General features: G+C 43.5%; 19 protein-coding genes. 10 read left to right on the top strand and 9 right to left on the bottom strand.

The features are described 5' to 3' along the window. Window positions 1-2: 2 nt before the first annotated feature. From GVX98_RS04805 to GVX98_RS04815, 3 genes are all read left to right on the top strand, one after another. Window positions 3-1,238, top strand: coding sequence for a dihydroorotase (locus GVX98_RS04805; protein ID WP_159127391.1), 1,236 nt, complete (start codon window positions 3-5; stop codon window positions 1,236-1,238). Window positions 1,239-1,398: 160 nt separating this feature from the next. Then, complete coding sequence (locus GVX98_RS04810; protein WP_004982295.1) at window positions 1,399-2,856, top strand: OmpA family protein; 1,458 nt, start codon at window positions 1,399-1,401, stop codon at window positions 2,854-2,856. Window positions 2,857-2,967: 111 nt separating this feature from the next. Further along, a complete protein-coding gene (locus GVX98_RS04815; protein WP_159127392.1) occupies window positions 2,968-3,993 on the top strand; it encodes a DUF1311 domain-containing protein in 1,026 nt (341 codons plus the stop codon). Between the two features lie 100 nt (window positions 3,994-4,093). On the opposite strand, the gene GVX98_RS04820 is transcribed toward GVX98_RS04815, so the two are convergent. The 8 genes from GVX98_RS04820 to GVX98_RS04855 all read right to left on the bottom strand — a co-directional run bounded on the left by GVX98_RS04820 (window position 4,094) and on the right by GVX98_RS04855 (window position 13,527). Next, entirely contained in the window at window positions 4,094-5,503 is a 1,410-nt protein-coding gene (locus GVX98_RS04820; RefSeq protein ID WP_159127393.1) for a short-chain fatty acid transporter, read from the bottom strand. Window positions 5,504-5,636: 133 nt separating this feature from the next. Next, entirely contained in the window at window positions 5,637-6,266 is a 630-nt protein-coding gene (locus tag GVX98_RS04825; protein ID WP_004982285.1) for a CoA transferase subunit B, read from the bottom strand. Between the two features lie 3 nt (window positions 6,267-6,269). After that, window positions 6,270-6,974 (bottom strand): CoA transferase subunit A, encoded by a 705-nt coding sequence (locus tag GVX98_RS04830; protein ID WP_159127394.1) that lies wholly within the window; start codon window positions 6,972-6,974, stop codon window positions 6,270-6,272. Between the two features lie 26 nt (window positions 6,975-7,000). Then, a complete protein-coding gene (locus tag GVX98_RS04835; protein ID WP_159127395.1) occupies window positions 7,001-7,903 on the bottom strand; it encodes a hydroxymethylglutaryl-CoA lyase in 903 nt (300 codons plus the stop codon). Then, entirely contained in the window at window positions 7,900-9,891 is a 1,992-nt protein-coding gene (locus tag GVX98_RS04840; protein WP_159127396.1) for an acetyl/propionyl/methylcrotonyl-CoA carboxylase subunit alpha, read from the bottom strand. The genes GVX98_RS04835 and GVX98_RS04840 overlap by 4 nt, the downstream gene beginning before the upstream one ends. Window positions 9,892-9,911: 20 nt before the next feature. Continuing rightward, window positions 9,912-10,706 (bottom strand): enoyl-CoA hydratase/isomerase family protein, encoded by a 795-nt coding sequence (locus tag GVX98_RS04845; protein ID WP_159127397.1) that lies wholly within the window; start codon window positions 10,704-10,706, stop codon window positions 9,912-9,914. Between the two features lie 10 nt (window positions 10,707-10,716). Then, on the bottom strand, window positions 10,717-12,318 hold the full coding sequence (locus GVX98_RS04850; protein WP_062033822.1) for a carboxyl transferase domain-containing protein: 1,602 nt from the start codon (window positions 12,316-12,318) through the stop codon (window positions 10,717-10,719). A gap of 36 nt (window positions 12,319-12,354) precedes the next feature. After that, the gene (locus GVX98_RS04855) at window positions 12,355-13,527 is read right to left on the bottom strand and encodes an isovaleryl-CoA dehydrogenase (protein ID WP_005400596.1); all 1,173 of its coding nucleotides are present in this window, start codon (window positions 13,525-13,527) and stop codon (window positions 12,355-12,357) included. A 148-nt stretch (window positions 13,528-13,675) separates the two neighbouring features. Here GVX98_RS04855 and GVX98_RS04860 point away from each other — a divergent pair, with 148 nt between their 5' ends. The 7 genes from GVX98_RS04860 to GVX98_RS04890 all read left to right on the top strand — a co-directional run bounded on the left by GVX98_RS04860 (window position 13,676) and on the right by GVX98_RS04890 (window position 20,527). Next, entirely contained in the window at window positions 13,676-14,302 is a 627-nt protein-coding gene (locus tag GVX98_RS04860; RefSeq protein WP_004982268.1) for a TetR/AcrR family transcriptional regulator, read from the top strand. Window positions 14,303-14,402: 100 nt separating this feature from the next. Continuing rightward, entirely contained in the window at window positions 14,403-16,091 is a 1,689-nt protein-coding gene (locus GVX98_RS04865; protein WP_159127398.1) for an AMP-binding protein, read from the top strand. Between the two features lie 74 nt (window positions 16,092-16,165). After that, window positions 16,166-17,158 (top strand): biotin synthase BioB, encoded by a 993-nt coding sequence (gene bioB / locus GVX98_RS04870; protein WP_159127399.1) that lies wholly within the window; start codon window positions 16,166-16,168, stop codon window positions 17,156-17,158. Window positions 17,159-17,228: 70 nt separating this feature from the next. Continuing rightward, the gene (locus tag GVX98_RS04875; RefSeq protein WP_159127400.1) at window positions 17,229-17,903 is read left to right on the top strand and encodes a class I SAM-dependent methyltransferase; all 675 of its coding nucleotides are present in this window, start codon (window positions 17,229-17,231) and stop codon (window positions 17,901-17,903) included. 53 nt (window positions 17,904-17,956) lie between these two features. Then, complete coding sequence (locus GVX98_RS04880; protein ID WP_159127401.1) at window positions 17,957-18,754, top strand: thioesterase family protein; 798 nt, start codon at window positions 17,957-17,959, stop codon at window positions 18,752-18,754. A 90-nt stretch (window positions 18,755-18,844) separates the two neighbouring features. Further along, on the top strand, window positions 18,845-19,618 hold the full coding sequence (locus GVX98_RS04885; RefSeq protein ID WP_159127402.1) for a Rossmann-like and DUF2520 domain-containing protein: 774 nt from the start codon (window positions 18,845-18,847) through the stop codon (window positions 19,616-19,618). Window positions 19,619-19,741: 123 nt separating this feature from the next. Further along, the gene (locus GVX98_RS04890) at window positions 19,742-20,527 is read left to right on the top strand and encodes a fatty acid desaturase (protein ID WP_159127403.1); all 786 of its coding nucleotides are present in this window, start codon (window positions 19,742-19,744) and stop codon (window positions 20,525-20,527) included. Between the two features lie 53 nt (window positions 20,528-20,580). On the opposite strand, the gene trmB is transcribed toward GVX98_RS04890, so the two are convergent. Further along, window positions 20,581-21,297, bottom strand: coding sequence for a tRNA (guanosine(46)-N7)-methyltransferase TrmB (trmB, locus tag GVX98_RS04895; RefSeq protein WP_005400603.1), 717 nt, complete (start codon window positions 21,295-21,297; stop codon window positions 20,581-20,583). Between the last annotated feature and the right edge of the window lie 125 nt (window positions 21,298-21,422).

Genomic DNA, 21,422 nt, shown 5'->3' on the forward strand with positions numbered 1-21,422 from the left:
TCATGACTGTTGTAAAAATTGAAAATGTACGTGTTCTTGACCCAATTCATCGAACAGATGCGGTTCAAACGGTGTATATCGAAAATGGCAAGTTGGTTGCTGAAACAGCCAATGTCACTGAAACAATTGATGGCCAAGGCAAGTGGTTGATGCCAACCATGGTGGACTTATGTGCACGCCTACGTGAGCCAGGTCAGCAGCAGCACGGGACATTAAAATCAGAAGGTCGTGCTGCGCGTGAAAATGGTATTTTGCATGTGTTTACACCGCCAGACTCAAAACCGATTGTGCAAGACAATGGTGCTTTGATTCATGGTTTGATGGAAAAAGCGATGCTGGATGGCGGCATTTATCTGGAAGTGATTGGTGCTCAAACCCAAGGCTTACAAGGTAAGCAACCTGCAAATATGGCGGGTCTCAAAAAGGGTGGTTGTACAGCCGTTTCAAATGCCAATGCGCCTTTTGCAGACGATGATGTGGTGCTGCGCACTTTAGAATACGCAGCTGGCCTTGGCATGACGGTGGTGTTTTATGCAGAAGAACCGCAAATTGCCAAAGATGGCTGTGTCCATGAGGGCTTTGTGGCATCGCGTCAGGGCTTACCAACCATCCCTGCGATTGCTGAAACCATTGCCATTGCCAAGTATTTGCTAATGATTGAAGCGACGGGTGTTCGTGCTCACTTTGGCTTATTGTCTACAGGCGCTTCTGTCGATTTGATCAAAATCGCTAAAGATAAAGGCCTGCCAGTCACATGTGATGTGGCAATGCATCAGTTGCATTTAACAGATCAGCTGATTGATGGCTTCAACTCACTTGCACACGTCCGTCCGCCGTTACGTGCTGAGTCGGATAAAGAGCTCCTGCGCCAAGGCGTGAAAAGTGGCGTGATTGATGCGATTTGTACGCATCATGAACCGCTGAGCAGCTCTGCAAAGCTAGCACCATTTGCTGAAACACAGCCGGGCATTACCGCTTTTGATACCTATGTAGCTTTTGGTGTGCAATTGGTACGTGAAGGTTTATTCAGCCCTTTGGAATGGGTCGAAAAAGTCACGATTGCACCTGCCACGGTAGCCAATATGCTTGAACGTTGGTCTGTTGAAGCTGGCTGGGTGTTGGTTGATCCTGAGTTAGACTGGATTGTGAATAAAGACAATATTTTGTCACAAGGTAAAAATACACCTTTGATCAATCAAGTGGTGAAAGGAAAAGTTATAAAAACTTTTGCAGCTTAAATATTACCTTAAACGTGGATTAAAAAGTCAGCTTCGGCTGGCTTTTTTATTGGGCCTAGGTAAAACTGATGCAAATACAATATTTTACAAAGTATAAAAAATGAACAGATAAACTGAAAAATGACGATGAAAACAATGAGAAAAAGTGGGGTAAGACTTCATGAATGTCGATTTTATGGATTTACTAAAACAAAATGTCTCTGCAATTGTTTTAGAGGGTGATACACAACATTTACTTGAAAAAAATCAAGCAATTCAATCCTTTTTACCAATTTTACTGTCTATATTAAAGTCAAAATCTGAACTGATTCCTGCATTTCAGCAGCAGTTGAATCCACGTCTCAATGATGCTTTTGCCTCGAATGTCAGTCTCAAGCAACAGTTTTTGGAGCATGTTCGCGGGGCAGCACCCGCAGATGAAATTGAAAGTACCTTGAGCCGTTCGATTACACCTGCATTAGCATTTTTAGCCACAGAGGCAGGCTCTTCAGAACCTGAAGCGATTTCTCATTTACTACAGGTCAACACAGATTCCATTAGTCGTGCGTTACCTGAGTGGGCAAGCGCGTTACTGGCTGGATTAGGGGTAAATACCTTACAAGGACAGGCTACACATGTCGCACCTGCAAGTGTACATGCCACAAAAGTAGATGAGAAACGGTCATTTTTACTGCCAATTTTGGCTTTAATTATTTTTGCGGCATTGTTTGCTTTTATTTTTAGGGCCTGTACCGAAAAAGCCACGACTGAAACAGCACCAGTTGCAAATGTGAATGCCAGCCAACCTGCTAAATTTCAAATCACCACAGGGGCAACAGGAGACTTGGTCACTTGCCAAATTTTCTCAGCCAATGCAGCTTATGTTGAAATTTTACAAAAAGAAGTAAAGCAAATTTTTAATAACAGCATCGGCTGTGGTGCAGATATGCAGAGTATGTATCACACTGAATTTATCGACCAAGATGCGATACCCAGTGTAATCAGTGCATTGAAAGGTGTGCCAAATGTAAATTTAACATGGTTTGGCAATCAGTTATCGATTCAATCACAAGATCCAGCCAATGCACTTAAAGTGGCAGATCAAATTAAACCTTTACTGCGTAATATGACAGTTGTGACTCAGCAAGCACTGGATGTCAGCCGTGCCGTGGATACCAGTATTAGTGATGCTGAGCGTGCACTGGCAGAAATTAATCCTGAGCAAGTTCGAGCATTAGACGTTGCCACGGCATTGAATTTGCAAATTATTAACTTTGATACAGCTTCATCGGCGATACCTGATGTCAATAAGTCGATTTTGGATCAGGCCGCGGCACTGATGCAAAAAGCACCTCAAGTCAAACTGACCGTGATGGGGCATACAGATGCAACGGGAGATGCGGCAGTCAATAAAACTTTGTCGCAAAATCGAGCGCAGGCGGTGGTGGATTATTTAATTTTTAAAGGCGTCGATCCTGCGCAGTTGCGAGCGATTGGTTATGGCCAAGAAAAGCCAATTGCAGACAATCAAACCGATGAAGGTAAGTTTAAAAACCGCCGTATCGAGTTTGAGGTTTTAAATACAGACTCTGGTGTGGTGCGTGAAGTGGATGATCGTGGTGTTGAAAAGGTTAATTAAGCGATGTTTTAACCCTGCTACGGCAGGGTTCTTTTATATAGCTACTCGCATAAAAGCTTATTTTTTGGTTAAATACGCTGCGAAAAACAACAGCCTTATGGTTTTATAACAATGATGAAGAAAACAATTTTTGCCAGTTTAATCTTGAGCAGTTTATTTTTAAGTGCTTGTAACCGAACCGAGAATAAAGCAGAAACGGTTGCTGAACCACAAGAAATGTCAGATTGGAGTTGTACGGCTCCTGCCAATGTCGAACAAATTCAAGCGCATTTAAAAGCTGAATACTTAAAAGCCCTAGACCGTCGTCTGCGTGATAGCCGTGAATATGAGGCCGATGAAAAATTATTAACGCAGATTAATAACGGTATTCGCTTTGAAATTAAAGGGATTTCAACAACTACAGAAAAACCTGATACAGCGAAGCAATTGGACTGCGAAAGCCAGTTGGTGGTGATTTTCCCGAAAGGGTTACAGAAACGTGCTGAAAATGCGTTTTTAGCGCGTCCATGTGAAGAGTGTGAGGACGGTTATCAAAGTACTTTGCGTGATGTCTTAGAAGAGGGTGAATATTCACTCAACTTAGACAATGATCAGCTACAAGGTGCATTTAGCTATAACATCATTAAAACGGATAAAGAAGGCATTAGCCTGAATGTACCCAATCAAAATGGCGTGATTGATGGTGTAGTGTTGGTGACGCAGCATGCGGTTCAGTTTGCGGCATATGAAAAAGAAAATGCAGAAATACAAAAGAATATAAAACAATATAATGAGCAAGAAGTTGCGCAGATGGAACTGGCACAGAAAGCCATGAATATTCGTAAGAAGGAATTGGATGCTGACCAAGTCAAAGTGGTGGAACGTCTGAACCAAACTTGGGACAATTTCACTGAGGAACAAAAACAGCAGCTACAACAAGACCAAACTGAGTGGTTTGAAAAGCGTGATGTGGACTGTAAAGTGATTTCCCAAAAAAGTGTCTACCAAATGACGGATAGTGAAAAAGAAACCTATCAAAAGCAGTCACAATATTGGGATGATGCTTTACGTGCCCAAGATCAACAATTGCAATATACCAAGTGCTTTAATCAAAAAACCAATGAGCGCATTGTGTATTTAAATAACGTGTTTACTTAATTGGGCTACATTAAAAATACGCTTTATTGAATATTTATAGAATGAGAAAAGGACGAATATGATTCGTCCTTTTTTATTTAGATTGTGTTTTTTTCCTCGTTTAGAAGGTAGGTGGCATATAGGTCAGGCTACGGCCTAAAATCCAAAGTAGGAACAGCACCAAAGGCAGGTGGAAAACCAATTGAGTGACGGTAAAGCCAATCACATCTTTGGCTTTTAATTTGAGAATGCCAAGCATTGGCAGCATAAAAAATGGGTTGATTAAATTTGGCAAGGCTTCAGCAGCATTATAGATTTGCACCGACCAGCCCAAATGCACTTTTAAATCATGTGCAGCTTGCATGACATAGGGTGCTTCAATAATCCACTTACCACCGCCAGAAGGAATGAAAAAGCCTAAAATGGCAGAATATAAGCCCATCACAATGGCAAAGGTCTCTTTGGAGGCAATCGAAACAAAAAACTCAGCAATATAATGTGATAGCGACAAATCATGACTGTTCAAGGCTTGCGTCATCATAAAGGCGATACTGCCATACAGCGGAAACTGAATCAGAACACCTGAGACCGCTGGCACGGCTTTTGTGACGGCATTGAGGAAATTTCGTGGCGTACCATGCAGTGCAATACCCAGCATCAGGAAAATAAAGTTGTAGGTGTTTAGGCTTGAAATAGCCAAGATCGGATTGCTTTTGCTGAACTCATTGAACATCCAAACCAGACCCAAGAGCACAATCAAGATACTCAATAAAGGCGAGTTCTCTAACCAGTCTCCTGGGCGTTTTGTGGTTGGTGTCGGGTTAGTTTCTTCCTCAAACTGAATGGGAAATTGATCAATGGTTTTAATGTCTTGCCCTTTGGGTGCAGACCAAAATGCAATAGCAATCGAGGCAATAATCAATACAGCCGTCATGATCATGGACTGTGGCAAGAAAATGGTTTCGGTAAAGGGAATCACACCGGTTAGATTGTAAATCGATTCGGGCAGGCTGGCTTTGTTGGCTTGCAGTTGTGCCGCAGAAGAACTAATACCTAAGGCCCACGTTGCTCCCATACCAATAATCGCGGCGGCAGCGGCAGCACGATAGTCCATATTCAGTTCTTTGCGTTTAGCTAACGCAATCACCAGCAGGGCAGTCAGTACCGTACTCATGGCCCAGTTAATCAGCGAAATTAATAAACTGACCGTGGCAACAAGAACGATTGCACCGCGACCACTATGGGGAATTCGGGCCATTTTTTGAATCAGCAGCTCTACAGGCTTTGAAACAGAAACCACATAACCAACCACAATCAGCATACACATTTGTAAGGTAAAAGGGATCAGACTCCAAAAACCATCTCCGAAGGAAACCGCGACATCTTTGGCAGGCGCACCAATACTGATAGAGGCAATCGCAACAATCACGACACCCAATAGGGCAAAAATATAAGAGTCTGGGAACCATTTCTCCGACCAATCACTGACGCGTAGTGCAAAACGTTGCAAAATATTTTGAGAGTTTTTCATGCATTAATTCCATTTTTATCTATGAGGTATGAATTTTTGATTCAGCCTATCCGTGCTGATAGAAATGCCTTTAAAACAGGATCGCTGCTTTAAAGGCATTGGATTATTTTTCTATTGTATAAATGATGTCGGATTAGCGGATCAGAGCAACACCCGTCACTTTTTGAATGTCTTCAAAACTGACATCTTTCGCCAGTTCAACCAATTTCACACCTTCCTGCGTAATGTCCATGACACCGAGATCAGTAATTACACGATGTATGACATTTTTGCCTGTAAGGGGCAGGCTACATTGCTCGACAATTTTCGGCGTACCATCTTTTGCAGAGTGTTCCATGAGCACCACCACTTTTTGTACTCCAGCCACCAAATCCATCGCACCGCCCATGCCTTTGACTTTTTTACCCGGAATCATCCAGTTGGCCAAGTCACCATTTTGTGAGACTTCCATGGCCCCTAAAATGGCGATATTGACATGACCTCCACGGATCATGGCAAAAGAATCTGCACTAGAGAAAAATGCGGCGCCCTGACGTGCGGTAACAGTTTGTTTTCCAGCATTAATTAAGTCGGCATCGACCGTTTCCGCCGTTGGAAACTCGCCAATACCCAATAATCCATTTTCAGATTGCAACCAGACGTTGACATTTTCAGGAATATAGTTGGCTACCAGTGTGGGTAAGCCAATACCTAAATTGACATAAAAACCATCTTCCAGCTCAAGCGCTGCACGTTGTGCCATTTCATTACGAGACCAAGCCATGGGTTAAGCCTCCTCTTTTAATGTGAGTTGTTCAATACGTTTTTCAGGGGTTGCATTTAGCACAATGCGATTGACATAAATACCCGGCAGATGAATCTGGTCTGGGTCTAAAGCGCCAATTTCAACAATTTCCTCAACTTCGACAATGCAGACTTTTCCAGCCATCGCACATACAGGGTTAAAGTTTTGTGCGGTTTTACGGAAAATTAAGTTACCTGCAGTATCGGCCTTGTACGCCTTCACGAGTGCAATGTCAGCGGTGAGCGAGTTTTCTAGAATATATGGTTTTCCATTAAACTCACGCTCTTCTTTGCCTTCGGCAATGAGCGTACCAACGCCTGTTGCGGTAAAGAAAGCGGGGATACCCGCACCGCCAGCACGGAGTTTTTCTGCCAGTGTGCCTTGAGGGGTAAGCTCCACTACAAGCTCACCACTTAAGAACTGACGTTCAAATTCTTTGTTTTCACCTACATAGGAAGCAATCATTTTTTTGATTTGTTTGCTTTCTAATAAGAGACCTAAGCCGAAACCATCGACGCCTGCATTGTTTGAAATACAGGTGAGGCTTTTCACGCCCGTTTGTTTTAATGCTGTAATCAGACTTTCTGGAATACCGCATAAACCAAAGCCACCAACCGCTAGGGTTTGACCATCTTGAACTACATCTTGCAGTGCATCCTTTGCACTTGAATAAACTTTATTGACCATAGTGTTCTCGTTATCAATTGAATGGCTTAGGCACAGCGCTTTTGCCAGTAGGCATTGGCATAATTAGATGGATTGGTGCGTTGTAGTACTTGGCTGATGTTTTGGCTGGCAATCATCAGTGCATCAAGATCAATCCCTGTGTCATAGCCCATGTTGGAGAGTAGGTAGTAAAGGTCTTCTGTGGAGACATTGCCCGATGCGCCTTTGGCATAAGGGCAGCCACCTAAACCTGCAATGGACGAATCAAATACACGAATGCCTTGTTCTAAAGACTGGTAAATATTGGCAATGGCCATGCCATAGGTATTATGAAAATGTCCTGCTAAACTCGCGGCATCCATTTCAGCTAAACATGCTTGCCAGACTTTTTTCACGCGGTCTGGTGTCGCCGTGCCAATCGTTTCACCTAAGGACACTTCATAGCAGCCCATGTCCAGCAAACGTTGACTGACGTGTGCAACTTTGCTCGGTGCAATTGCGCCTTCATAGGGGCAGTCGACAATACAAGACACATAACCACGCACTTTGATGTTATGGGCTTTCGCCGCCGCCATGATGTCTGCAAATTTTTCAAAGCTTTCGTCAATGGAGCAATTGATGTTCTTTTGGGTAAAGCTTTCGGAGGCTGCGGTAAAAACGGCAACCTCCTGACAGCCGACTGCCAAAGCAGATTCAAACCCTTTTAAGTTCGGAGTCAGTAAACTAAAACTGATATTTGGATCTTTGGGTAAGCTGGCAAAGAGTTCGTCACTCTGTGCCATTTGTGGAACCCACTTTGCAGAGACACAAGAGCCCACTTCAATTGCACTGAGTCCTGTCTGTATTAAATCTAAAATCAGTTTGCGACGGTCATCTAAGGTGAGCGGTGTCTTTTCATTTTGCAAACCATCTCGCGGTCCGACTTCGACAATTTTGACAAATTCATTCATGCGGCACCTTCCAAGCTTGAAAACTCAACCAATTCATCGCCTGCTTTGACCTGATCACCGACTTGGAAGTAAGCTGCAGAGACAATGCCATCATGTGGAGCACGAATTGAATATTCAATTTTCATCGCTTCAAGCGTGAGGAGGACATCATCTTTTTTCACTGCGCTGTTGTTTTGTACCAAGACTTGCGTAATCACACCCGGCATTGGTGCTTTTAAGTTGTTGGCATCAGAAGCATCATCTTCAGTATTAAAGTTAGGCTTAATATGTGCAAATTTATAGCTTTGACCGTCTGCATACAGGGTTAGGCCCTGTGCATTCGAACTATAGGCATAGGTCTTTTTGCTTGTTGCATATTCAATTTTAGCTAAATGTGCCTCTAACAATTCACCCTGAATGAAAACGCTATGTCCATTGTACTTTGCTGTAAAGCCTTTTGCTGTTGGGCTGAAATAGACTTTATGTTCTTCATCATTCAGTGCCAGTTTAATGGCATAGCTGGCATTAATATTTAAACGCCATAGAGACTCGGCTTGCCACACAGGATTTGCAGCTGTTTTATTGCTGGAAAAACGGGACAAGAGTTCAATCAGTGCTGCCGTAATGATGAGCTCTGAAGAGGCTGTTTCATTGTGTTGCAGTAAAAACGCTTCTTCACGTTGAATTAAGTTGGTGTCTAGATTGGCGGTTTTAAAAGACTCTGAACGGACCAAACGGTCTAAGAATGCAATGTTATTGCCCAAGCCATCGACATGAAACTGACTCAGTGCATGGTGCATTTGGGTGAGTGCTGCTTCACGATTCTTTGCCCAAACAATTAATTTGGCAATCATTGGGTCGTAAAAGGTCGTGATTTCATCACCTTCAACAATGCCACTGTCTACACGGACATGCTCATTTTGCTGAGGGTAGTGCAGGTAGTGAATTTTACCAATCGCAGGTAAGAAACCTTTTTCAGGCTCTTCAGCATAGACACGCGCTTCTAATGCATGACCATGAATACTGAGCTCGTGTTGTTGTTTAGGCAGCGGTTCACCAAAAGCTACACGCAGTTGCCATTCCACCAAATCTTGCCCTGTAATCATCTCTGTTACAGGATGCTCAACTTGCAGGCGAGTATTCATTTCCATGAAATATGCCGTGCCGTCTTGTTCAACAATAAACTCAACTGTCCCTGCACCGACATAATCCACTGCACGTGCTGCATCAATAGCGGCTTGGCGCATGGCTTCGAGTTTTGGCTCTGCCATTTTGGGTGCAGGCGCTTCTTCTAGTACTTTTTGATGGCGACGTTGTACCGAACAATCGCGTTCAAATAGGTGCACATAGTTACCATGTGTATCACCAAAAACTTGTACTTCAATATGGCGCGGTTGTACTACATAGCGTTCAACCAGAACATCGTCATTGCCAAAGCTTGAACGTGCCTCACTTTTACATGAAGCCAAATGGCTTAAAAAGTCTTCGCCTCGATCAACCAAACGCATGCCTTTACCACCACCGCCAGCACTGGCTTTAATCAGTACAGGGTAGCCAATGGCATCGGCTTGTTGTTTTAAAAAGTCAGGATCTTGGTTAGTGCCATGGTAGCCCGGTGTCAGCGGTACGCCTGCTTTTTCCATTAAAGATTTAGAGGTGGCTTTTAGGCCCATGGCTAAAATGGCATCTACAGGTGGACCAATAAAGACAATGTTGTTTTTTTGGCAGGCATTGGCAAATTGGTCATTTTCAGATAGAAAGCCATAACCTGGATGAATTGCTTCTGCGCCTGTATCTAAGGCAGCTTGGATAATACGTTCAATTTGTAGATAGCTTTGTGCAGCAGGGGATTCGCCGATATAAATGGCTTCGTCGGCTTGTTGCACGTGCTGTGCTTGAGCGTCAGCATCTGAATAGACTGCAACGGTGGCAATGCCCATTTTTTTTGCAGTTCGGATCACACGACAAGCAATTTCACCACGGTTTGCAATTAAGATTTTATTAAACATATCGATATCCTTTCTTGTTGTTATGCCGTCGTCTTGATCCAGACTGGACTGTGTTTATTTAAAAAAGCATTTAAGCCATTTTTCGCCTCTGATCCTTGGCGTACATGGGCAATATGTTGTGCGGTTTGCAACAACAATGCTTCAGTTAACACTTGCTGGTCGACCATTTGGATGAGTTGTTTTGAAGCCGTTTGTGCTTCTGGCCCACCCAAAAGTAAGGTATCGACCATTTCTGCGACTTTTTCATCCAGATGTTCAGCATCGACCACCACATGCGCTAGACCAATGTGTAGGGCTTGTTCCGCAGAAATACGTTCTGCGGTTAAAAAGTAGCGTGAAGCTTGACGTGTACCAATCGCACGAATCACATAAGGGCTAATGGTTGAAGGGGCTAAACCTAAGCGCACTTCAGAGGTTGCAAACTTAGCATCACTGCTTGCGACACAAATATCACAGGCAGAAGCCAGGCCCATCCCACCACCAAAAGCAATGCCTTGCACACGGGCAATGGTTGGTTGTTTTAATGTTGCTAAACTTTGTAGCATTTTCGCTAGTTTTAATGCATCGGCTTCATTTTCAGCCTGTGAGGCTTGTCCTGCTTCTTTCATCCAGTTCAGGTCAGCACCCGCTGAGAAGCTTTTGCCACGTCCAGCTAAAATCACCACACGTACATCATCACGTGTGTTGAGTTCGCTAAAGCAGCGGTGCAGTTCTTCAATCACTTGAGTATTGAAGGCATTATGCATTTCTGCACGATTAATCCATACCGTTGCCACTTGATCGCGTTGTTCGAGTTGTAAATATTGAAAGCTCATCGCTCATCTCCTACATGCGGAACACGCCAAATTTGGTCGGTTGAATGGGTGCATTTAAGGCTGCGGCTAAACTTAAACCGAGCACTTGACGGCTTTGTGCAGGATCAATCACACCGTCATCCCACAAACGCGCCGATGCATAATATGGATGGCCTTGACGTTCAAATTGGTCACGGAAAGGTTGTTTAAAATCATCTTCTTCTGCCGCAGACCAAGACTCGCCACGTTTTTCAATTTGATCACGCTTTAGGGTCGACAATACACTTGCCGCTTGTTCACCCCCCATTACAGAAATACGCGAGTTCGGCCATGTCCACATGAAGCGTGGTGAATATGCACGACCACACATACCGTAGTTGCCTGCACCAAATGAACCACCAATCACAAGGGTGAGTTTCGGGACGTTCGCAGTTGCAACAGCCATGACCAGTTTAGCGCCATTTTTGGCAATGCCTTCATTTTCGTATTGGCGACCGACCATAAAGCCAGTAATGTTTTGAAGGAACAGTAGGGGAATATTGCGCTGCGTACAGAGCTCAATAAAGTGAGCCCCTTTTTGTGCAGACTCTGAAAATAAAATACCGTTGTTGGCAATAATGCCAACGGGCATGCCATAGATTTTGGCAAAACCTGTGACTAAGGTGGTGCCAAAGCGAGCTTTGAATTCATCAAACCGTGAACCATCGACAATACGCGCAATCACTTCACGAATATCGAATGGTTTGCGTGCATCACTTGGCACAACACCATACAGTTCTGTTGCATCAAATAATGGTTCTTCAATCTCTGTTGCACGCGTATGTGGTGTTTTATTCAGGTTGGCTACGATGTTACGAGCAATAGCAATAGCATGTTCGTCGTTTTCAGCCAAATGATCTGCCACACCGGACAGGCGAGTATGCACATCACCACCACCTAAGTCTTCACTGCTGACCACTTCACCTGTTGCAGCTTTCACCAGAGGTGGGCCACCTAAGAAGATTGTGCCTTGGTTACGCACAATAATGGTTTCATCAGACATGGCAGGTACATATGCCCCCCCAGCTGTACAGCTGCCCATTACCACCGCAATTTGGGCAATTCCCATGCTCGACATACGTGCTTGGTTATAGAAAATACGCCCAAAGTGATCACGGTCAGGGAAAACTTCGTCCTGCATTGGTAAATAGGCACCACCTGAGTCCACCAAATAAATACATGGCAGATGGTTTTGCTCCGCAATTTCTTGAGCACGTAAGTGTTTTTTCACAGTCAGTGGGTAGTACGTGCCGCCTTTTACTGTCGCATCGTTGGCGACGATCATGCAGGTCACACCATTGACCTGACCTACACCAGCAACGACACCAGCCGCAGGCACATCGTCTGCATAGACGTTTTGTGCTGCCAATTGACCAATTTCAAGGAATGCCGTGCCTGCATCAATTAACTGATCAATACGATCACGTGCTAACAGTTTTCCGCGTGCCAAATGTTTTTGTCGCGCCGCTTCACCGCCGCCTAAAGCAATTTGTTCTGCTTTTTGCTTTAAGTCATCGACCAAGCTTTGCATCGCGGTTTGGTTGGTTTTGAAGTCTTCACTTCGAATATTGATCTTGCTATGTAATTGATTCATCACGAACATCCTTGTCATTTTTATTGTTGTGGAGGGTTAAGCTGTTTCATTAAACAGTTCACGGCCAATCAACATACGGCGAATTTCAGAAGTTCCCGCGCCAATTTCATAGAGTTTTGCATCGCGCCATAGACGGCCTGCAGAAAATTCATTGATATAACCATTTCCACCTAAGGTCTGAATGGTTTCACCTGCCATCCATGTGGCTTTTTCCGCGGCATATAAAATTGCACTGGCTGCATCTTTACGTAGGCTACGGCTATGGTCAGCCTTGTCGCACTCAGCACCCACGGCATAAACCAACGCTTTACATGCCAACCAAGTCGAATACATATCGGCAATTTTTCCTTGCATCAACTGGAACTCACCGAGCGCTTGGCCGAATTGTTTACGGTCATGGATATAGGGAATCACGGTGTCCATGCAGGCATCCATAATGCCTAAAGGACCTGCGCTAAGAACTGCACGTTCGTAGTCCAAACCACTCATGAGTACTTTCGTGCCGTTTCCAACACCGCCCATTACGTTTTCTTTTGGCACTTTCACGTTGTCAAAGAACAGGGGGTAAGTGTTCGAACCGCGCATACCTAACTTGTCTAAATGTGTGCCGTGGCTAAAACCTTCCATGCCTTTTTCTACAAGGAAAGCGGTCATGCCTTTAGCGCCTGCATGCAGATCAGTTTTGGCATACACCACAAGCACATCAGCATCACCACCATTGGTGATCCACATTTTTGAACCATTTAACAGGAAGTGATCGCCACAATCTTCAGCTTTGAGTTTCATGCTGACTACGTCTGAGCCTGCATTCGGTTCAGACATGGCGAGTGCACCGACATATTCACCTGAAATTAGCTTCGGTAAATAGCGCTGCTTTTGTTCCTCGCTGCCATTTCGGTTAATTTGATTCACACATAGGTTAGAATGTGCACCATAAGAAAGACCTATCGAAGCTGAAGCACGTGAGATTTCTTGCATGGCAATGATATGCGCTAAATAACCTAGGCCTGTACCGCCATACTCTTCACTGACGGTTAGACCGAGTAAGCCCATATCGCCAAATTTTTTCCACAATTGAGCTGGAAATTCGTTGTTCTGATCGACTTGTTGAGCAATAGGGGTAATTTCCTTGGCACAAAAAGCCGCAACGGAATCACGCAGTGCAATGAGTGTTTCATCTAAACCGAAATTTAAGCTTTGTAGGGTCATTTCTTCATTCGTCCTATGAGTGTATTTATTGTTCCTGATAAAGCATTTTTGTTGTGCTTGATTTTTACAATACATCGAATTTTTAAAAAAGTGAACTAAAATTCACAAATTGATTTACAATTCATTTTATCTGGTTGAGAATAGAATTATGAGTTATAAAAGATCATCGTTGATGCAAGAACGAATGGAACAAAATCGTGAAGCGATTTTGCAATCCGCTCGTGAACTTATTGCTCAAGGGGGGATTAAAGACGCGCAAATTCAAGCAATTGCTGAACGCGCGGGTGTTTCGAGTGGTTTGGTGTATCGATACTTCGATAACAAAAGCCAAGTGTTAATTGAGGTTTTGTCTGAGGCCATTCAGCATGAGGTGAAAATTTTAAATCACATTGCTGAAAGTGAGCTCTCGTCAAAACAGAAATTGGACAAGGCGGTAACCACGTTTGTGAAACGTGCCATGAATAGCCCCCAACTTGCGTATTCACTCATGTTTGAGCCAGTCGATGCTGAGTTAGAACATGAACGTTTTCGCAGTAAACAGCTGATTAAACAGAGCATTAAAGAAATACTGGCCGCAGGGAAAATTAACGGTGAGTTTGGATTTGAAGATTTAAATACCGCAGCACTTTGTGTGGTTGGTGCCATGACTTTTGTGGTCATTGAGCCCTTAAATCCGTCTCGAAATGTGATGTTTGATCAAAACTATAAAGACTACTTTGTGAAACAAATTGCCGAATTTTGTGTCAATGCAGTTCAGGTTCAGGAGGAAAAATAGTAGCAGGTGTGAACACAAAGGCTTGGTGTTTGAAGGGAAGTAGTCATAGAACAATTAAAGTTGAATAACAAGATTACAATGAATCAAGGAGATCGATTCGATGACACAAGAACGGTTAAGTTATGCCTATGGAACGAGCAATCAGCCCCTATTAGGCATGACAATTGGTGAGAAATTTGATCAGGCTTGTCAGCAGTATGCGGAACAAGATGCTGTTGTCAGCCTGCATCAAAATGTCAGACTCACGTATAAGGAATTACAAGCTCAGGTCAATGCGTTTGCCTGTAGTTTACTAAAACTGGGCTTGAAGAAAGGCGATCGACTTGCGATTTGGTCACCGAACTGTGTGGAATGGACGATTACCCAGTTTGCTGCGTTTAAAGCGGGTATCATTTTAGTCAACTTGAACCCTGCCTATAAAAGTAATGAGCTCGAATATGTGTTGAATAAAGTCTCTTGTAAGGGCTTGGTCATTGCATCGCAATTTAAAAGCACGAATTATCAAGATATTTTAATGAAAATTGCACCTGAAATTAAAGGTGCTGAAAATAAAGTGTTAAAGGCAGAACGACTGCCACATTTGAAATATATTATTAAAATTGATGAAGAAGAACATACTGGTTTGCATCGTTTTAGTGATTTGCTTACTCCCCCCAGCAAGAGACAGCTCAATCAATTAGAGCTCGTTGCAAGCGAATCGCAGTTTGATGAAACCATCAATATCCAGTTTACTTCGGGCACCACGGGTAACCCGAAAGGCACAATGCTGACACATAATAATATTCTCAATAATGGTTATTTTGTTGGTGAAGCCATTCACTTAAGTCCTGCCGATCGAGTCTGTATTTCTGTACCACTGTTTCACTGTTTCGGTATGGTGATGGGTAATTTGGCCTGTATTACGCATGGTTCAACCATGGTCTATCCATCGGCGGTGTTCAATCCTTTAGAAACGTTAAAAGCCATTCAACAAGAAAAATGTACTGCTGCATACGGTGTACCGACCATGTTCATTGCCATTTTAGAGCATGAACAGTTTGATGACTTTGATCTTTCTAGTTTACGTACAGGCATTATGGCGGGTAGTCCGTGCCCACGTGAAATTATGCAACGTGTTATTGATCGGATGCACATGTCCGAAATTACCATTTGCTATGGTATGACTGAAACGGCACCTGTCAGTGCACAAAGCTCAACCTCCGATTCAGTTGAACAACGGGTCGGAACTGTGGGGCGTGTCCATCCACATCTTGAAATTAAAATTGTAGATGAGCAAGGCAAAGTCGTACCGCGCGGTCAGTTGGGTGAACTGTGTGTTCGTGGCTATTCGGTGATGTTGGGGTATTGGGAAGACCATGAAAAATCGCAAGAAGTGATTGATTCAGCACGCTGGATGCATACAGGTGACATCGCAGAAATGGATGAAGCTGGCTTTGTGAAAATTAAAGGCCGAATTAAGGATGTGGTCATTCGTGGCGGAGAAAACTTATTCCCGAAAGAAATCGAAGACTTTTTATATACCCATCCTGATGTCAGTGATGTCCAAGTGATTGGTCTGCCAGATGCGCGTTATGGTGAAGAGTTGTGTGCATGTATTATTTTACATGAGCATCATGAAATTACTGAAGAGTCGATCCGACAGTACTGTGCGGAACACATTTCACACAATAAAGTTCCACGTTATGTCCGGTTTTTTAATGAGTTCCCAATGACGGCTTCGGGCAAAGCGCAGAAGTTTAAATTGCAGGAATTTATGCGTAATGAACTGGATTTGAAAGAAATCGCATAAGGTTGAAGACGGACTTTCCTTTGCTGGGTTAAAGCCAAAGGAAAGTCCGAAGTGAAAAGCAAAAGGAATAGCATATGCACCTGAGAAATGATTGGACTCGCGCTGAAATACAAGCAATCTACCAACAGCCTTTTTTAGATTTGGTCTTTCAAGCACAGCAAATTCATCGTCAGTACTTTGAAGCGAATGCCATTCAAGTCAGTACTTTACTGTCGATCAAAACAGGCAAATGCCCTGAAGACTGCAAATACTGTTCACAGTCTGCGCGCTATGACTCAAAGCTTGAAGCTGAAAAAAGAATTGCGGTTGAAAAGGTCATTAGCGAAGCACAGCAGGCGAAGGCCTCGGGTTCTACACGGTTTTGTATGGGCGCGGCATGGCGCAATCCACATGAACGCGATATGCCTTATGTCTTGGATATGGTGCGTGAAGTCAAAGCATTGGGTTTAGAAACCTGTATGACCCTAGGCATGCTGAATGCCTCCCAAGCCGAACGATTAAAAGGTGCAGGACTCGATTATTACAACCATAACTTAGACACGTCGCGTGAGTACTATCCTAATGTGATTAGTACCCGTAGTTTTGATGACCGTTTGGATACCTTAAGTCATGTTCGAGAGGCAGGCTTAAAAGTGTGTAGTGGCGGGATTGTTGGCCTAGGTGAAGAGACCAAAGATCGAATTGGCTTATTGTTTGAATTGGCGACCTTACCGATACATCCCGAATCTGTGCCGATCAACATGCTGGTTCCAATGAAAGGTACGCCTTTGGCAGAAGTTGACAAGTTAGATGTGACGGAGTGGATTCGCACTATTGCGGTAGCACGCATTATTATGCCGAAAAGCTATATTCGTCTGTCCGCAGGACGTGAATCGTTGTCCGATGCCGACCAAGCTTTGGCTTTCATGGCTGGTGCAAATTCACTGTTTTCGGGTGAAAAATTGCTGACTACGCCAAATACAGCACAAGGCAAGGATCAACAACTCTTTCAAAAACTGGGTCTACATGCAGAAAAAGCCAAACCGCAACTTGCTGAGTTAACGGTCGATGCTATGGCTGTGGCTTAAGTGCTAGAACATGCGGTCATGAAAGTGTAGATTTAGGGCGACGAATAAAAGTAGATGAGTGAACAATAAAATGGCGAAAGACTTTCAGAGTCAAACTGTAGTGGATGGTTATGATCAACATATTCGTAAGCTCATTCCAGGATATGAGTTGGTTCATCTGCAAATTCAAGCCATTTTAAAAACACATTTACCAGCACATGCGCACGTATTGATTGTGGGGTGTGGTACAGGTTATGAGCTTTCATATTTGTTGGCGCAGCATCCAACGTGGAGTTTTACCGCTGTTGACCCATCTTTGACCATGATTGAAAAAGCGAAGCAGTTATTGAGCGCGACCCATAGTGATTTAACGCGGGTTCGCTTTGTGCATGGTGATACGACGGCATTACAGGAAAGTGCACAGTTTGATGCCGTTTTAGCCATATTGGTGGCGCATTTTATTCCACTTGAAGCAAAGCCATTCTTCTTTGCCGACATTTTACGCTGTCTTAAAAATCAAGCCATTTTACTCAGCTATGACCTGATGCGTTCTAGTGATGACACTGAACTCAAGGTTCTACAAACCTTATGTCAGAGCAATGGTTTGACGGTGGTACAGAGTGAAAAAATGATTGAGCGCCTGCAACAAGATTTTTATTTGGTCTCGGCCAGCCAGATGCGAGAGCTTCTGACTAAAGTTGGATTTAATGAAGTACGAACTTATAGTCAACTGTTGAATTATTATGGTTTTTTTGCACAAAAGTAAAAACCAATAGCAGTGAAAAGATACATTTTAAAGATAAGAATGAAGGAATACACATGGCAGCCTATTATCAACTTTTAAATCGTGAACAGCACAGTGATGGGAGCTGTACGGCGTCTTATCTTTCCAATATTCATGCACAAGGCGCATGGAACCCGCATGAACAGCACATGGCACCTGCAACAGGGGTTTTATGTGCGGAGTTAGAGCAGTTTCAACCACGCGATGAGATGCGCATTGGACGCGTGAGTTTAGATATTTTTGGACTGATCGCTTTTGGTGAGTTTACGGTGCATACCCGTGTCATTCGTGCTGGAAAAACCATTGAACTAATCGAGGCGGAAATGCAGGCAAACGGGAAGACTTGTATTGTGGCCCGTGCTTGGAAAATGATGAAGCAAGATACCAGTGCAATAGCAGGGCTAGAAGATCAATCGATTGTACATCCTGAAATTTTGCCAGTATGGGATGGGATGAAATGTTGGCCGGGTGGTTATATCCAGAGTATTGAGACACGTGCGGCAGAAGGGCACCGTGCGGGTAAAGGCATTGTCTGGTTACATAATGATTTGGACATGGTGGAAGCTCAGGAAACATCAAGTTTTGTGCGCTTATTGGGCATGGTCGACACAGCCAATGGTATTGTGCCACGTCAAAATCCTGCATCTGGATGGGGCTTTCCCAATTTAGACCTACAACTGCATTTATACCGTTTACCCCAAGGGAAATGGTTAGGTTTGGAAGCGACGCAGCAATATGGTGATGATGGTATCGGTTTAACCAGTGCGGTTTTGCACGATGAGCAAGGGCCATTTGGTCGTAGTGAACAGATTTTGACCCTGCGTAAGTTTTAGTTGGTCAGTGTCAATTTAATAAAAAAGGATGAATTGCTTCATCCTTTTTTTATTGGCATGCTGTAGGCACTTTAAAATAGTGAAATGAAGATGCGGATCAGTTTAATTGGAGCGGGGCGGGTGGCTCATCATTTGGCTAAAGCCCTGATGTCTCAGCATGAAATCGTCAATATTCATAACCGAAGCTTCGACAAAGCTGCGGATTTAGCACAAGTCGTACATGCAAAGGCGGTCAGTCATTTTAAGCAGTTAAATACTGATGTGGATTTGGTGATGATTGCAGTAAGTGATCAGTCTATTCCGAGTGTGATTTCGGCCTTGACTGAATATCTGCCGAATGTGTTGATTGTACATACTTCGGGGAGTACAGCGCTTTCAGTTTTGTCTACGCAACATGCACGTGCAGGAGTTTTTTATCCCTTACAGACCTTTAGCTTAGAACGTGAAATTGATTGGTCAAATACACCGTTGTTTGTAGAAGCCACTGAAAATACAGATCTTCAAAGACTACATGCACTAGCAGAAAGCCTGAGCCAACGCGTGTATAGCTACAGCTCTGCGCAGCGTCTAAGTTTGCATTTAGCGGCCGTTTTTGCCTGTAATTTTAGTAATTATTGTTATGACATGGCAAAACAAGTGGTGGATGCAGAGCAGGTCGATTTTAATCTGCTACAACCATTGATCTTAGAAACTGCGCAGAAAGCGACACAGAATGATCCGAAGCAGATGCAAACTGGCCCTGCGATGCGTCAAGATCAGAATATTCTACAGATGCATCAACAGATGCTCGAGCAAGCTCAACGAGCAGATCTTGCTGAAGTGTATGCTTTAATGAGTCAGCAGATCAGTCAACGTCACAGTTAACATTTAAAATAATAAACAAAAAAGCGAGTCACAAAGAACAAGCAAAGCCACTGAAAACGTGGCTTTTTTTATGCCCTAAGATTCGGTACAGTGTTGCTTAAAATAAATACAAATAGAGGGTGTATGCGTTCACATTCATTATTAGAACAAGTGCAGTGGAAAGATCTCGTTCAGTTAGGCCGTAGCGATGTGATTAGTGAGTTATTTATCTCTTTACCGTGGTTGATCGTTTCTTTCATTTTTGCAAGCTTACAGTGGTATGTCTTGGCGTTGTTTTGCTCATTTATGTTTTTCTTAACAGGGCTCAGACAGGTGCATAACGCCTTTCATTTTGCTTTAGGCATTAGCCGACCTGCGACCCATTGGGTCATGTTTGTTTTAAGCATCGTTATGTTGGGCTCGATGCATGCAGTACAAATTAATCACCTCCGCCACCATCAGCACTGTATGCAGGACGAAGATATTGAAGCGAAAAGTGCAACCATGAAGTGGTGGCAAGCTTTGCTTTTTGGCCCAGTTTTTCCATGGATGTTGCATAAAAAAGCCTTTGAGGTTGGGGCTAAAACCCAGAAAAAATGGATGTCTGCTGAGCTGGTTGCCAACGTCATTGTATTGTTTTTGGTTTTTATGGTCTTGGATATCAATATTTTAAAATACCATGTCAGTGCCATGTTGATTGGGCAATGTATGACGGCATTTTTTGCGGTGTGGACGGTGCATCATGATATGGAAGATCATGTGTATATGGCGCGTACTGTGCGTAATGAGTTTAAACGGGTCGTGACCTACAACATGTTTTATCATGTGGAGCATCATTTGTTTCCCGCAGTGCCGACACGACGTTTACATATTTTGGCAAAACGTTTGGATGAACATGATCCAACGGTTGAAATTCGGCATGTGTTTTAAAACATCGGACATAAAAATAGGGCTCTAGGCCCTATTTTTATGAGATCTAAAATTTATTTAATTTTCTTAAATAAGAAGTCGTTGATCTTATGACCTTCTTCGAGTCCACGACGTTCAAATTTAGTTTGTGGACGCCAGTCTGGACGTGGGTAACTGTTACCTTTACCTGCCATATTTTCAAGATTTGGACGGTTATCGAGTACATCAATCATCCACTCTGCATACGGTTCCCAGTCTGTCGCTGCGTGGAATGTGCCACCCATTTCCAACTTTTGCTCAACCAGTGGCATACGGTCATGGGAAACGAAACGACGTTTGAAGTGACGTTTTTTCTGCCACGGGTCTGGAAAGTACAGTTGCACAGCGTTGATGCTGTTATCTGGCATTTCACGTAATACTTGAATGGCATCGGCATCTAAAAGACGAAGATTGGTTAAACCTGCAATTCCAGCTTCATACACACATTGCGCAATCCCTGGAACATGCACTTCAATCCCGACATAGTTACGTTCAGGGTTGGCCTGTGCCATCAAGACCAATGAACGTCCCATACCAAAGCCGATTTCAACCGTGAGCGGACGCTCTGGATGTTCAAACTGCTGACGTAGGTCACCTACAGGATATTCCAAAATCATGTGACCATATTGTTCAAGCGCAGTGCGTTGCGAGGTGTTCAGCGGAGATGAACGACGCATAAATGTCACAATTTCGCGGTGTTCATTTAAGTTGTCTAGCTCGACGACTTGCTGGTCTAATTGATCATTCGTCATAATTTTGGCAGATGTAGAAATTCGAAAGCGGTATTGTAAGTCCTGAGCAGGACAAGTCAAATTTTTTACTCAGAATTTATTAAATTCAGCACCATTGAGTTTGTGCAGCCTAGAAATTGTCATGA

This window comes from Acinetobacter sp. 8I-beige, from assembly GCF_902505955.1.
Taxonomy (GTDB): Bacteria; Pseudomonadota; Gammaproteobacteria; order Pseudomonadales; family Moraxellaceae; genus Acinetobacter; species Acinetobacter johnsonii.